The organism is Amycolatopsis eburnea (assembly GCF_003937945.1).
Classification (GTDB): domain Bacteria; phylum Actinomycetota; class Actinomycetes; order Mycobacteriales; family Pseudonocardiaceae; genus Amycolatopsis; species Amycolatopsis eburnea.
Genome location: NZ_RSEC01000055.1, coordinates 78,048 through 91,409 on the forward strand (window position 1 = coordinate 78,048; position 13,362 = coordinate 91,409).

At 72.9% G+C, this 13,362-nt stretch carries 12 protein-coding genes; 4 read left to right on the top strand and 8 right to left on the bottom strand.

Annotated features, from left to right (window positions below; all coding sequences use genetic code 11):
• Positions 1 to 59 precede the first annotated feature (59 nt).
• Positions 60 to 1,244 (top strand): dephospho-CoA kinase, encoded by a 1,185-nt coding sequence (coaE, locus tag EIY87_RS25000; RefSeq protein WP_125312327.1) that lies wholly within the window; start codon positions 60 to 62, stop codon positions 1,242 to 1,244.
• On the opposite strand, the gene EIY87_RS25005 is transcribed toward coaE, so the two are convergent.
• The 7 genes from EIY87_RS25005 to EIY87_RS25035 all read right to left on the bottom strand — a co-directional run bounded on the left by EIY87_RS25005 (position 1,241) and on the right by EIY87_RS25035 (position 8,507).
• Entirely contained in the window at positions 1,241 to 1,864 is a 624-nt protein-coding gene (locus EIY87_RS25005) for a response regulator (protein WP_125312328.1), read from the bottom strand. The genes coaE and EIY87_RS25005 overlap by 4 nt on opposite strands.
• On the bottom strand, positions 1,861 to 3,132 hold the full coding sequence (locus EIY87_RS25010) for a sensor histidine kinase (RefSeq protein WP_225440035.1): 1,272 nt from the start codon (positions 3,130 to 3,132) through the stop codon (positions 1,861 to 1,863). Before EIY87_RS25010 ends, EIY87_RS25005 begins: the two co-directional genes overlap by 4 nt.
• Complete coding sequence (locus EIY87_RS25015) at positions 3,129 to 4,637, bottom strand: ArnT family glycosyltransferase (RefSeq protein ID WP_125312329.1); 1,509 nt, start codon at positions 4,635 to 4,637, stop codon at positions 3,129 to 3,131. The genes EIY87_RS25010 and EIY87_RS25015 overlap by 4 nt, the downstream gene beginning before the upstream one ends.
• An 86-nt stretch (positions 4,638 to 4,723) precedes the next feature.
• Complete coding sequence (locus tag EIY87_RS25020) at positions 4,724 to 6,211, bottom strand: ArnT family glycosyltransferase (RefSeq protein ID WP_225440036.1); 1,488 nt, start codon at positions 6,209 to 6,211, stop codon at positions 4,724 to 4,726.
• Positions 6,211 to 6,954 (bottom strand): ABC transporter permease, encoded by a 744-nt coding sequence (locus EIY87_RS25025; RefSeq protein ID WP_125312331.1) that lies wholly within the window; start codon positions 6,952 to 6,954, stop codon positions 6,211 to 6,213. The genes EIY87_RS25020 and EIY87_RS25025 overlap by 1 nt, the downstream gene beginning before the upstream one ends.
• Positions 6,955 to 6,965: 11 nt before the next feature.
• On the bottom strand, positions 6,966 to 7,871 hold the full coding sequence (locus EIY87_RS25030) for an ABC transporter ATP-binding protein (RefSeq protein ID WP_125312332.1): 906 nt from the start codon (positions 7,869 to 7,871) through the stop codon (positions 6,966 to 6,968).
• Between the two features lie 117 nt (positions 7,872 to 7,988).
• Positions 7,989 to 8,507, bottom strand: coding sequence for a DUF402 domain-containing protein (locus tag EIY87_RS25035; RefSeq protein ID WP_125312333.1), 519 nt, complete (start codon positions 8,505 to 8,507; stop codon positions 7,989 to 7,991).
• A gap of 99 nt (positions 8,508 to 8,606) precedes the next feature.
• Here EIY87_RS25035 and EIY87_RS25040 point away from each other — a divergent pair, with 99 nt between their 5' ends.
• From EIY87_RS25040 to uvrB, 3 genes are read left to right on the top strand one after another with little or no spacing between them, the layout of a single operon-like run.
• The gene (locus EIY87_RS25040; protein WP_125312334.1) at positions 8,607 to 10,127 is read left to right on the top strand and encodes a DUF5685 family protein; all 1,521 of its coding nucleotides are present in this window, start codon (positions 8,607 to 8,609) and stop codon (positions 10,125 to 10,127) included.
• A gap of 12 nt (positions 10,128 to 10,139) precedes the next feature.
• Complete coding sequence (locus EIY87_RS25045; RefSeq protein ID WP_125312335.1) at positions 10,140 to 10,745, top strand: carboxymuconolactone decarboxylase family protein; 606 nt, start codon at positions 10,140 to 10,142, stop codon at positions 10,743 to 10,745.
• Positions 10,746 to 10,791: 46 nt separating this feature from the next.
• Complete coding sequence (uvrB, locus tag EIY87_RS25050) at positions 10,792 to 12,948, top strand: excinuclease ABC subunit UvrB (protein ID WP_318531900.1); 2,157 nt, start codon at positions 10,792 to 10,794, stop codon at positions 12,946 to 12,948.
• Here the strand turns inward: uvrB and EIY87_RS25055 are convergent.
• Positions 12,941 to 13,327: a VOC family protein gene (locus EIY87_RS25055; protein ID WP_125312337.1), complete on the bottom strand. Its 387-nt coding sequence runs from the start codon at positions 13,325 to 13,327 to the stop codon at positions 12,941 to 12,943. The genes uvrB and EIY87_RS25055 overlap by 8 nt on opposite strands.
• Positions 13,328 to 13,362: the final 35 nt, after the last annotated feature.

Below are 13,362 nucleotides of genomic sequence, written 5' to 3' on the forward strand. Positions count from 1 at the left end.
CGCCGTCCCGGACGGGGACAGCACGGCCGCCGCGGGGGAGGCTGACTAGGGTGATCGGCATGTTGCGTGTGGGGTTGACCGGTGGAATCGGGGCGGGCAAGTCGACGGTGGCGAACCGGCTCGCCGAACACGGCGCCGTGCTGATCGACTCCGATCGGATCGCCCGTGAGGTGGTCGCGCCCGGCACCGAGGGCCTGGCCCGGCTCGTCGCGGAGTTCGGCGAGGACGTCCTGGCCGCCGACGGCTCGCTCGACCGGCCCGTTCTCGCCGCCAAGGCCTTCGCCGACGACGAGTCACGCCGCCGGCTGAACGCGATCGTGCACCCGCTGGTCGGCGCCCGCACCGGGGAGCTGATGGCCGCCGCCGCGCCGGACGCCGTCATCGTCCACGACATCCCGCTGCTCGTCGAGAACGGCCTGGCGACCGCGTACCACCTGGTCGTGGTCGTCGACGCGCCGGTCGAGGTGCGCGTCCGGCGGCTGGTGACGGCGCGCGGCATGGCCGAGGACGACGCGCGGGCGCGGATCCGGGCGCAGGCGAGCGACGAGCAGCGGCGCGCCGTCGCCGACGTCTGGCTGGACAACGGCGGTCCCGAAGACGTCGTGCTCCTCGACGTCGACGCGCTGTGGGCCGACCGGCTCGTGCCCTTCGAAGCCAACGTCCGGCTGCGCAAGCCGCGCCCGCCGGTCTCCCCGAAGATCGCCGACTACGACCTCACCTGGCCCGCGCAGGCCGAGCGCGTGCTCGCCCGGGTCCGCGCCGCGGCAGGGGACCTGGCGCGCCGCGCCGACCACATCGGCTCGACCGCCGTGCCCGGGCTGCCCGCCAAGGACGTCCTCGACCTGCAGCTCACGGTGTCCACTTTGGACGACGCGGACACGCTGCGGGAACTGCTGTCCGACGCGGGGTTCCCGCGGCTGGACGGCGACTGGTGCGACGACGCCCAGGACGGCACCGGGACGTGGCCGAAGCGCCTGCACGTCGGCGCCGACCCGAAGCGCGCGGTGAACCTGCACGTCCGGTCCGAGGAGACGCCCGCGTGGCGGCTCGCCCTGCTCTTCCGCGACTACCTGCGCGCGAACGCGAACGAGCGGGACGACTACCGCGACGTCAAGCTGCGCCTGGCCGACGCGCACGCCGACGACGGCAACATCGCGGCGTACGCGGACGAGAAGCAGGAGTTCGTCAACGGCGTGTTCGCCCGCGCCGAGAAGTGGGCCGCGACCACCGGCTGGACGCCCTAGGAACCCAGCAGCCCGCGTTCGAAGGCGACCGCCACCGCGGCCGCGCGGTCCTTGACGCCGAGCTTCGCGTAGACGTGGATCAGGTGCGTCTTGACCGTCGCCTCGCTGATGAACAGCTTCTTGGCCGCTTCCTTGTTCGTCGAGCCGCGGGCGACCAGGGTGAGCACTTCCAGCTCGCGCTGGGACAGCGGTTCGTGCGCCGGCGCGCGCATCCGCCCCAGCAGCCGGCTCGCGACGGCGGGGGAGATCACCGCCTCGCCGCGCGCGGCGGCTTCGACCGCGCGGAACAGGTCCTCGCGCGGGGCGTCTTTCAGCAGGTAGCCCGTCGCGCCCGCCTCGACCGCGGGCAGGACGTCGGAGTCGGTGTCGTAGGTCGTGAGCACCAGGACCCGCGCCGGGTTGCCGAGCCGGGCCAGCTCGGTGATCGCCGCGACGCCGTCGGTGCCCGGCATCCGCAGGTCCATCAGCACGACGTCGGGGCGCAGCCGCTCGGCCAGCACGACGGCTTCGGCGCCGTTCGCGGCCTCCCCGACGACCTCGAAGCCGCGGCCGGTGAAGATGCCGCGCAGGCCGTCGCGCACGACCGGGTGATCGTCGGCGATGAGCACGGTGATCGTCACGCGGAAGCCTCCGGCGGGGCGGGGACGGCGGGCAGGACGGCCGAGATCGCGGTGCCGCCGCCGGGTTCGGACTCGACGTGCAGCGTACCGGCGAGCCGCTGGACGCGGCGCCGCATCCCGGGCAGCCCGAAACCGGGGCCGGGTCCGGGGACGAACCCGGCGCCGTCGTCGCGGACGTCCAGGGTCACGTCGTCGTCCATGTAGGACAGCGTGACGCCGACCCGGCCCGCCGCGGCGTGCTTGTCCACATTGGACAGGGCTTCCTGGGTGACGCGCAGGACGGTCGACTCGATCTCCGGGTGCAGCGGCCGCGGGGCACCGGTGGTGGTGACCGTGGCGGGCACGCCGGTCCGCGCGCTCCACCGCGCCGCGACCCCGGCGAGCGCGTCGGGCAGCGTCGCGGAGTCCAGGTGCTCGGGGTGCAGCGCGCGCACCGAACGCCGTGCGGCGGTGAGGTTTTCCCGCGCCAGCGCGGTCGCGGAGTCCAGGTGCCGCTGCCACTCCGCCGGCTCGTCCTTGGCCAGCGCGGCGGCTTCGAGCTGCGTGATGATGCCGGTGAAGCCCTGCGCCAGGGTGTCGTGGATCTCCTGCGCCAGCCGGTGCCGCTCGTCGAGCACCCCGGCTTCGCGGGCCTGGCTGAGCAGCTGCCGTTGCAGGCCTTCGTTCTCGGCTTGGGCGGCGGCCAGTTCGTCGAGCATCCGGCGGCGTTCCTCGTTCTGGCGGGCGACCGCCGCCGACAGCAGCCCGCCGCCCCCGATGGTCGCGGTCTGCACGACGATGATCGTGATCCAGATGCCCGGCCGCTCCCGCAGGGCGTGCACGGGACCGCCGTTGCCGAGCGTGTTGATCAGCAGCGACGTCACGCCCAGCCCGCCGAACGCGAGCCACGTCGGCCGCAGGCGCATAGCGGCCAGGAACGCGTAGATCATGAAGATGACGTAGGTGAGGTCCCGCAGCTCCAGCACGCTGCCCAGCCCGACGATGCCGGCGAACGTGAGCAGGGCGAAGGCGGGCCGTTCGCGCAGCCGCGCCGGCGCCAAGACCACCGTGCCGAGCACCCAGAGCGTAGTCACCGCGACCCAGGCACCGGTGATCGCCCACCAGTGGCCGTCGCGGCCGCCGGCGCCGAGGCTGACGGCGGTCGCGACGACCAGGAGCAGGACGGCCAGAACGCGCTCGATCCGGTACAGCCACAGCTGCCACCCCACGGAGCTGCGCGCCGATTCCGGCGGCCACATCGGCCGGCCCCAGCCGGCCTCGAGGCTCACGCTCTCATGTCCTTGAGCCGGGGCCAGATCTCGGCCCAGTCCGCGGTCCGGCCGGTGAGCTGCCAGACGGGCATGTGCTCGCTCGCGTTGCGGACGCCCAGCCGGTTGCCGACCTGGCCGACGATGCGCGCGTCCGCGAAGTACTTCGCCAGCTTCGCCGGGTCGTAGCCGACGAAGAGCACAGTCTCGGCGGTGTCGGCGGGACGGCCGAAGTACCAGAAGCCGCGGCTCGGGCTGTACGCCTCGGGCAGGCCGCGCTCGGGCCCGTACCGGTCGAGCGCACCCGCCTGCCAGTAGCCGCCGGTCACGATGGCCGTGCCCGGCGGCGCGGCCCGGTACAGCTTCGCGACGTCGTCGGCGAGGTCCGGCCAGCCGAGCTCTTCGGCCGCGTACGCGGGCCGCGGCGCCGCGGGGTGGTCGACCAGCCAGTGCGCCGGCCAGACCGGCAGCGTGAACGGCAGGCTGAACAGGGCCGACACGACGAACACCGGCCAGGTCGGCACCCACCGCCACCAGCGGGCCGGTTCGAGGCTCTCGAAGTGCACGAACGCCGCGGCCCACAGCACGCCGAACATCCCCGCCGCGTAGTAGTACCGCCCGTTGGCGACCAGGAAGACCGCGACGACACCCAGCGCCGTCCAGCCGAGGAACCGGTACGGCCGCAGCCGCTTGCTCCCGACGAGCACCGCGACGCCGTAGACGACGCCGAGCGCGCCGATCACCCAGCCGGCCCCGGCCAGCAGCTGCGGGAGGAAGCTCCCGCGGCCGCCCGCCGCGTCGACCTCGGCGCCGACCGCGCCGCCCATCCCGAGCTGCGGCCAGCCGTTCGCGCGCTGCCACAGCAGCGTCGGCACCAGCGAGCCGGCGGCGATCAGCGCGCCCAGCCAGAGCTTCGGCCGCCGCAGCAGCTCCCGCGGGCCGAAGACGAGCACCGCGAGCCCGGCCACCACCCAGAACGCGCCGATGAGCAGCTTGTCGTTGAGCGCCACCGCCGTCACGACGCCGAGCCACACCAGCAGCTTGTCGTCGCGGCTGCGGACCCAGCGCACCAGCAGCCACAGCACGAGCGTCCACAGCAGCGGGTCGATCGTCGACGTCGCCAGGTAGTGGCCGCTGCCGACGAACTGCCCGCAGATCGCGTACGCCGCCGCGGCCCGCGCCTGCGCCTTGCGCCGCCCACCCAGCTCTCGGGCGATCAGCGCGGTGACGACGACCCCGGCCGCGGTCGCGGCGATCGCCGGCAGCCGGAAGACGACGAGCGAGCCGGGCGCCAGGCCGTTCATCGCCCACGCGAGGAAGGGCACGAGCGGCGGCTGGTCGGCGTACCCCCAGGCCAGGTGCTTCCCGGCGGCGAGGAAGTACAGCTCGTCGCCGAAGTAGCCGTAGCGGCCCGCCGTCAGCAGCAACGCGGTGGCCGTGCCCAGCGCCAGCAGCGCGACCGGCAGCCGGGCGAAGGGGGCGAGGTCGGCTTTCGCCTGGTCGGGTGCCGTGGCTACGGCGTCCATCGTGCTCCTTGTCGGTGGTCGGCGCCGGTCCTTCCCGCACCCTACGTGGGCCGGTGCGGAGCGACCGCGCGGTGGTGACGCCGGGCTCACGTGTGCGTGTTCACCAGCTTCGGCCACAGCTCGGACCACGGTTCGGCGCGGCCGGTCGCCAGCCACAGCGGCACACCGTCGAACTGGCTCGGCATCGCCGCACCGGTGTCCACCTCGCCGATCGGCCGCACCTCGGCGAAGTGCCCGAGCAGTGGCCGCGGATCTTTGCCGACGAACAGGACGTCGGTGGTGTTTTCGGGCGGGACGACCAGTGTCGCGTAGCCGCGGTTCCCGCTGGCCGGCTCGGGGAGGCCGAGGTCGCGGCCGTAGCGGTCGAGCGCGCTCGCTTCCCAGTACGTCTCGGTCACCACCGCGGTCCGGTCCGGCTCGGGGAGCCGCGCGAACGCACCGGCCACCGAGCGGGTGCCCTCCGGCCAGCCGATCTCGGCGAAGGCGAACACCGGGGCGGGCAGCGACGGGTGCTCGGTCAGCCACTCCCGCGGCCAGACCGGCAGCGCGATGGGCAGGACGAGCACCGCGGACAGCGCGTAGCACGGCCAGGTCGTGACCCAGCGCCACCAGCGCGCCGGTTCCCCGCGTTCGAGCGCGACGGCGGCCACCGCCCAGCACACCGGGTACATGCCGGCGACGTAGTAGAACCGCCCGTTCACCGCCAGGAAGACGAGGGTCAGCAGCACGGTCGTCCAGCCGAGGAAGCGGAGTTCGCGGCTGCGCAGGAGCCGCCACAGGCCGTAGAGCAGCAGGACCGCGCCGACCGGGAACCCGGCGGCGAGGACCGCCGTCGGCACGAACGTCAGCCTGCCGCCCCACGTGCTGCCGACCTCCGCCGAGATCGCCGCACCCATGCCGAGCTGCGGCCAGCCGTGCGTGGCCTGCCAGAGGAGCGTCGGTACCAGCGCCACGACGGCGATCGCCGCGCCGAGCCACAACGCGGGGCGGCGCAGCAGTTCCCGTGGCCCGCAGGCGAGGAGCGCGACCCCGGCGGCGAGCCAGAAGCCGCCGATGAGGAACTTCGTGTACAGCGCGACCGCCGTCACCACGCCGGTCCAGACGAGCAGGCTGTCGGCGCGGGTGCGCAGCCAGCGGACCAGCAGCCACAGCACCAGCGTCCAGAGGAACGGGTCCACTGTGGACGTCGCCAGGTAGTGCCCGCCCGCCAAGGTCTCCGCCGAAACGGCGGAAGTGGCGGCGGCGAGCGTCTGGGCCCTCGCGCCGCCGCCCAGCTCGCGGGCGATCAGCGCGGTGAGGAAGACCCCGGCGAGCACGGCGAGCATCGCCGGGATCCGCAGCACGAACGGCGAATGCCCGAGCGCGTCCATCGCCTTGGCCAGCAGGGGAAGCAGGGGAGGCTGGTCGACGTACCCCCACGCGAGGTGGCGTCCGGCGGCCAGGAAGTACAGCTCGTCGCCGAAGTAGCCGTAGCGGTTCGCCGTCAGCAGCAACGGGATCGCCGTCAGCGCCGTCACGATCGCCACCGGCTTGACGGCGAGCGGCCGGAGGACGGCCGGGGCGGGCGCGGTCATCACTCCCATCGGAACACCCGCGCCGCGATCGCCGTGCAGCCGAGCGCGAAGACCGCCATCGCGCCGAGCTGCAGCAGCTCGGGAGCGTCGCCCGCCCAGGTGGCGCGCAGCGCGTTGAGCGTCGACCCGAGCGGCAGGACGTCGGCTACGTGCTGCAGGAAGACCGGCAGCTGTTCCTTCGGCACCCAGACCCCGCCCAGCGCGAGCATCGGGAAGAACACCGCGCTGCCGATGCCGCTCGCCGCCCGCCCGGTCGGTGCCAACGCGGCCACCAGCAGGCCGACGGAGAACAGCGCTAGCGCCCCGAGGACGATCGAGAGCAGGAAGCCGCCCGGGTTGCCCGGCAAGGGGATGCCGAGCACGAGGCCGCCGACCCCGGCGATGAGCAGGACCACGACGACGGCGGCGGCCAGGTTCACCAGCAGCTGCGCCGCGAGCAGCAGGCTCGGCGGCACCGGGCTCGCGGAAAGCCGCTTCAGCAGGCCCTTCTCGCGGTAGGTGCCCATCACGTTCGGGAAGTGCGTCAGCGCCAGCATGGCCAGCAGGATCGTGACGGCCATCGGCGCGATGACCGTGGCGAGCGCGCTGTGCCCGCCGTACTTCGGGTCCGGCTCGTTCGCGCCGGGCATCAGCCCGAACACCAGCAGCAGCGCGAGCGGGATGCCGACGACGATCGCGGGTGCGCCCGGATCCCGCAGGAACACCTTGGCTTCGGCGGCGGTCAGCTTGGTCAGGACGGACATGGTTTCCCCCTTCAGTCCGGCCGGTGGCCGGTGAGCGCGACGAAGGCGTCGTCGAGGCCGGCCTGGTCGACGCGCAGGTCGCCGGCGAGCACGCCGAGCCGCGCCAGCAGCGACGTCACCGCGTGCAGCACGTTGCCGCTGCCTCGGACGACGAGGCGGTCGCCGTGCCGCTCGACCCCGTGAACCTCGGGGAGAGTCTCGAGCACGCCGGCGTCGAGGGGCGCCGACGGCCGGAACCGCACCACCTGCTCGTCGGTGACCCGCGCGACCAGCCCGGCGGGCGAGTCGACGGCGACGACGCGGCCGGCGTCGATCACCGCGAGCCGGTCGCAGAGCCGTTCGGCTTCTTCCATGAAGTGCGTGACCAGCAGGATCGTCACGCCCCCGGCGCGCACGGTCTCGATGAGGTCCCAGGTGTCGCGGCGGGCCTGCGGGTCGAGGCCGGTGGTGAGCTCGTCGAGCACCGCCAGTTCCGGGCTGCCGATCAGCGCGAGCGCGATCGACAGCCGTTGCTGCTGCCCGCCGGAGAGGTTCTTGTATGCGGTGTTCCGGTGTTCGGCCAGGCCGAGCGTGCCGAGCAGCTCCCCGGGGTCGGCCGGCGTCCGGTAGAACGCGGCGTAGAGGTCGAGCAGCTCGCCGACCCGCAGCTTGTCCTGCAGCCGGCCCTCCTGGAGCTGGACGCCGACGCGCTGGCGCAGCTCGGCCCGGTCGCGGCGCGGGTCGAGGCCCAGCACCGAAAGCTCGCCGCCGTCGGGCGTGCGGAGGCCCTCCAGGCACTCGACCGTCGTGGTCTTGCCCGCGCCGTTCGGGCCCAGGATCCCGAAGATTTCCCCGCGCTCGACGGTCAAGGAGACGTCGTCGACCGCGACCTTGTCCCCGTACCGCTTGTGGAGGTGCTCGACCTCGATGACCGGCATCCCGCCGTCCCCCTTCTCGATCCGTTTCCGACAGATCGAGAATCCCGCGGCGGACGGGTGCGGCGCGTCATCACAACGACCCACCCCGCATCCATCGTTCGGAGGATGCGGCGGCCCCTAGGGGTGGCGGCGCCAGGTGAGCGCGATGTCCTTCGTGGACAGCCAGGCGGTGAGGTCGTAGCCGTGCGCGGCCAGCCCTTCGACCGCCGCGTAGGTGGTTTCCAGCGCGTACCGCGCGTCTTCGGCGGTGACCACGCCGGCGGCGAGGGCCTCGAGGAGCTCGTCGGTGTCGATCACCCGCAGCGAGAGCTTGTCCTTGAGCACGATGTCGACGTAGAGGTCGGTGGCGACCCAGCGCGGGCCGTCGCGGCGGACGCGGACGACGTCGAGGTAGAAGTCCTGGTCGCGTTCGTGGCCGGGGGAGAACCAGAAGTCGGTGAGCCGCAGGCCGAGCCCGGGCACCAGCCACGACTCGAGGTAGTGGAACTGGGCGCGGCCCGGCGTCGGGCGGGCCAGGTACAGGCCGAAGGGTTCCTCGCGGTACTCCTCGACCTCCCGCCGGATGCCCTTCGGGTCGATGTTCGCGCGCGCGGCGGGGTCGAAGACCTCGACCTTCGGGGGGTGCAGTGCGGCCATGGCGCTCATCCTGCCGGGCGGGTCACGAATCGCGTACACCCGCCGCGCGCGCCACACGTTCGGGCTAAGGTGCGCCGACCGTAAGGGAGGGGACTGGGGATGTTCGGGATCATCAGGCCGTGCCGCCACCGGCTGTCCGAGGGACTGCACGCGGACTGGCTGGCGCACCTGTGCGGGCTGTGCCTGACGCTGCGCGACGAGCACGGGCAGCTCGCCCGCGTCGTCACGAACTACGACGGGCTGATCATCTCGGTCCTGCTCGAGGCGCAGACCGACCGCGGCGGCCTTCGCCGCGACGCGGGCCCGTGCCCGCTGCGGGGCATGCGGACGGCGTCGGTGGCGCGTGGCGAAGGCGCCCAGCTCGCGGCGGCGGTGTCCCTGGTGCTCGCGGCGGCGAAGGTCGGCGACCACGTCGAGGACCGCGACGGCGCGTTCGGCCGCCGTCCGGTGGCGCTCGCCGCGCGGCGGGTCGCGGCCCGGTGGGCGGCGCAGGGGAGCAGCACCGGTGGCCGGGTGGGGTTCGACACTTCGGTGCTGACCGAGGCGGTCGCGCGGCAGGGGACGCTGGAGCGTTCGGTCGGGTTGGGGGACTCGGCGTTGCTCGCGACGGAACCGGCGGAGCTGGCGACGTCGGCGGCGTTCGCGCGGACGGCGGAGCTGGCCGGACGGCCGGGGAACGCGGCGCCGCTGGCGGAGGCCGGGCGGTTGTTCGGGCGGGTCGCGCACCTGCTGGACGCGGTCGAGGACTACGCGGAGGACGCGGCGGCGGGGGCGTGGAACCCGTTGCGGGCGACGGGGACTTCGTGGCCCGAGGCGCGGCGGTTGTGCGATGACGCCGTGCTGGGGGTGGAGCTGGCGTTGCGGGAAGCCGAGTTCGCGGAGCCGGGGCTGGTGCACGCGCTGCTGGTGCACGAGCTGCGCCAAGCGGTGCGGCGGGCGTTCGGGCATGGGGTGCACGGGCATGGCTCTGCGCCCGGTGGTGGCTCGGCGACCGCCGGTGGGCCGGAGGGCTCGATGTTCGCCCAGGGCGATCGGCTGCCGGGCGGGCTCGCCGGGCAGCAGCCTCCTCCCGGGTGGATCGGGCCCGGGCCGACCCCGCAGCAGCATCCGCATCAGCCGCCGCCTCCGCCGGGGTGGATCGGGCCCGGCCCGGCTCCGCAGCAAGTCCCGCCGGGATGGGGCTCGCAGCGGCCGCACGGTTTTCCGCCGCCGGGGCCGGTTCCGCCGCCGGGCGCTCCCGGCCCGGGTGGCCCCGGTGGCCGCGGCCCGGGTGGGCCTGGCGGCCGTGGTCCGGGTGGGCCTGGCGGCCCGGGTGGACCCGGCGGCCCCGGTGGCCCAGGTGGGCCCGGTGGTCCGGGAGACCCCGGCGATTCCTCCGGCCCCGAGTCACTCGACGGCAAAGGCGGCGGCCTCTGGTACCCGAAGTTCGCCGTCCCGCCGAAGAAGCGCAACTTCTTCCTCGGCTGCGCCCTCACGCCGTACATGTGCTGCACCTGCCAGTTCTGCTGCCGCGATCCCTACCCTGGGCCGTGGAGCGGAAAACCGCACACCACCGGCGGCTGCGACTGCGGCTGTGACGGGTGTTGCGACTGCTGCTCGTGTTGCGACTGCAGCTGCTGAAGGGGGCGCGGGATGACGATGGACGACCTGCACGACCGGGGCCGCGAAAACTTCGCCGAGCTGGTCGAAGACGGCGCGAAACGGCTCGACGCGCTGTTCGCCACCGTCCCCGCGCTGGGTGAGCTGGCCGTCGGCACCGTCTACGGCCACCTGCACGAACGTCCCGCGCTCGACAGCCGGACCCGCGAAGCCGCCACGCTGGCCGCGATCGTGGCGGCGGGAATGGTGGGGCCGCCGCTGAGCGTCCACCTGCGCACCGGCCTCGCCTCGGGACTGTCGCCCGCCGAAATCTGCGAAGTGGTCGTCCAGACGTCAGCGTTCGCCGGCTTCCCGCGTGCCGTTTCGGCGGCCGACCAGCTGAACCGCCTCTTCGAAGGCCACGGCCTGCCGATCCCGCCGCCGCCCGCCCCGCGCGAGGTCGTGCTGGCCTACCTCGCGGCGCCCCCGGCGGAGGTCGCCGAGGTGCTGGCGGCGCTCCCGCGCACCGAGGTGCAGGCGACCGGGCCGGACCGCGTCCTGGTCTCGTGCTTCGGGGACGACGACGTCCCCGGGGCCGTGCTGCACTGCGCCGTGACCGGCGGCGACGTGACGTCCGTGACGGTGTTCCGACCCTCCTGACCAGGGCCGACGGAAATTGTCGGTGGTGCGTCGTACTCTGGTCGACGTGGCTTTCGCAACCGAACACCCCGTGCTCGCCCAGTCCGACTTCCGGCCCGTCTCGGAGATCCCCCGGACCGGCGGGCGCTTCGAGGTGGTCAGTGACTACCAGCCCGCCGGTGACCAGCCGGCGGCCATCGACGAGCTCGAACGCCGGGTCAAGGCGGGCGAGAAGGACGTCGTGCTCCTGGGCGCCACCGGGACCGGCAAGTCGGCGACCACGGCGTGGCTGATCGAGCGCGTCCAGCGGCCGACGCTGGTCATGGCGCCGAACAAGACCCTCGCCGCGCAGCTGGCGAACGAGCTGCGTGAACTGTTCCCGCACAACGCGGTCGAATACTTCGTCAGCTACTACGACTACTACCAGCCCGAGGCGTACATCGCGCAGACGGACACCTACATCGAGAAGGACTCGTCGATCAACGACGACGTCGAGCGGCTGCGGCACTCGGCGACGATGAACCTGCTGTCGCGGCGGGACGTCATCGTGGTCGCGAGCGTCTCGTGCATCTACGGCCTGGGCACGCCGCAGTCGTACCTCGACCGGTCGTCCAAGCTCGAGGTCGGCATGCAGCTGGACCGGGACGTCTTCCTGCGGGCGCTGGTCGACGTGCAGTACACGCGCAACGACATCGCGTTCGCGCGCGGCACGTTCCGCGCGCGGGGCGACACGGTCGAGATCATCCCGGCCTACGAAGAACTCGCGATCCGCGTCGAGTTCTTCGGCGACGAAGTCGAGAAGCTCTACTACCTGCACCCGCTGACTGGGGACATCGTCAAGGAGGTCGACGAGGTCCGGATCTTCCCGGCAACGCACTACGTCGCGGGCCCGGAGCGGATGGAAAAGGCGATCCAGGGCATCGAGAAGGAGCTCGAAGAACGCCTGGCCGAGCTGGAAAAGCAGGGCAAGCTGCTGGAGGCGCAGCGACTGCGGATGCGCACGGCCTACGACATCGAGATGATGCGCCAGGTCGGGTTCTGCTCCGGCATCGAGAACTACTCGCGGCACATCGACGGCCGCGGGCCGGGTTCCGCGCCGGCGACGCTGATCGACTACTTCCCGGACGACTTCCTGCTGGTGATCGACGAGTCGCACCAGACGGTCCCGCAGATCGGCGGCATGTACGAAGGCGACATGTCCCGGAAGCGGAACCTGGTCGAGTACGGCTTCCGGCTGCCGAGCGCGGTCGACAACCGGCCGCTGACCTGGGAGGAGTTCTCCGACCGGATCGGGCAGACGGTGTACCTGTCGGCGACGCCGGGGCCGTACGAGATGGGGCAGGCCGGCGGCGAGTTCGTCGAGCAGGTCATCCGGCCGACGGGCCTGGTCGACCCGAAGGTGGTCGTGAAGCCGACCGAGGGCCAGATCGACGACCTGGTGCACGAGATCCGCGAGCGGGCGGAGAAGGACGAGCGCGTCCTGGTCACCACGCTGACGAAGAAGATGGCCGAGGACCTGACCGACTACCTGCTGGAGCTGGGCATCCGGGTGCGGTACCTGCACTCGGAGGTCGACACGCTGCGGCGCGTCGAGCTGCTGCGGCAGCTGCGGGCGGGCGACTTCGACGTGCTGGTCGGCATCAACCTGCTGCGCGAGGGCCTCGACCTGCCCGAGGTGTCGCTGGTGGCGATCCTCGACGCGGACAAGGAAGGCTTCCTCCGGAGCGGGACGTCGCTGATCCAGACGATCGGCCGCGCGGCGCGAAACGTGTCGGGCGAGGTCCACATGTACGCGGACAAGATCACCGACTCGATGCAGCACGCGATCGAGGAGACCGACCGCCGCCGCGAGAAGCAGATCGCCTACAACAAGGAGCGTGGGGTCGACCCGCAGCCGCTGCGGAAGAAGATCGCGGACATCCTCGACCGGGTGTACAGCGAGGCGGAGGACACCGAGCAGGTCTCGGTGGGCGGCTCGGGCCGCAACTCCTCGCGCGGCAAGAAGCCCGAGCAGGGCGACCGGGTGCGCAGCTCGGGGATGCTGGTCGACAAGGACGTCTCGGCGATGCCACGCGCCCAGCTGGCGGACCTGATCCAGCAGATGACCGACCAGATGATGCAGGCGGCCCGCGACCTCCAGTTCGAGCTGGCGGCCCGGCTGCGCGACGAGATCTCCGACCTGAAGAAGGAGCTGAGGGGCATGGACGCGGCCGGCATCAAGTAGCCGGGGCGTTCTCGTCCGGTTGCAGCAGGCCGAAGACGTTGCCCTCGGTGTCCTTGCAGTAGGCCAGCCACCCGACCCCCGGAACCGGGTTCTTCGGCAGGGCCAGCGTCCCGCCGGCATCGGTGACAGCGTCGAGCGACGCGTCGAGATCGGGCACGGCGATCGTGTTGACGAACCCGTGCACCGGCGCCGACGCCTCAGGGGCGGCGCCCTGCCGGGGCAGGAGCCCGCCGTCGATCCCGTCGCCTTCGCCGGTCGAGATCACCCAGTACGGGGCCTCGCCCCAGCGTTCGAACTTCCAGCCGAACACGCTCGTGTAGAAGGCCACCGCGCGCTCGGGGTCACCCGCGTGGATCTCGAAGTGGACGGGACGAGGCATGCCGCCTCCTCGGGCCGGGCCGTCAGGTGCCGTGA

Coding starts and splice junctions, on each gene's coding strand:
- coaE (WP_125312327.1), top strand. CDS start 60: ATGTTGCGTGTGGGGTTGACCGGTGGAATCGGGGCGGGCAAGTCGACG.
- EIY87_RS25015 (WP_125312329.1), bottom strand. CDS start 4,637: ATGGACGCCGTAGCCACGGCACCCGACCAGGCGAAAGCCGACCTCGCC.
- EIY87_RS25020 (WP_225440036.1), bottom strand. CDS start 6,211: ATGACCGCGCCCGCCCCGGCCGTCCTCCGGCCGCTCGCCGTCAAGCCG.
- EIY87_RS25025 (WP_125312331.1), bottom strand. CDS start 6,954: ATGTCCGTCCTGACCAAGCTGACCGCCGCCGAAGCCAAGGTGTTCCTG.
- EIY87_RS25030 (WP_125312332.1), bottom strand. CDS start 7,871: ATGCCGGTCATCGAGGTCGAGCACCTCCACAAGCGGTACGGGGACAAG.
- EIY87_RS25035 (WP_125312333.1), bottom strand. CDS start 8,507: ATGGCCGCACTGCACCCCCCGAAGGTCGAGGTCTTCGACCCCGCCGCG.
- EIY87_RS25040 (WP_125312334.1), top strand. CDS start 8,607: ATGTTCGGGATCATCAGGCCGTGCCGCCACCGGCTGTCCGAGGGACTG.
- EIY87_RS25045 (WP_125312335.1), top strand. CDS start 10,140: ATGACGATGGACGACCTGCACGACCGGGGCCGCGAAAACTTCGCCGAG.
- EIY87_RS25055 (WP_125312337.1), bottom strand. CDS start 13,327: ATGCCTCGTCCCGTCCACTTCGAGATCCACGCGGGTGACCCCGAGCGC.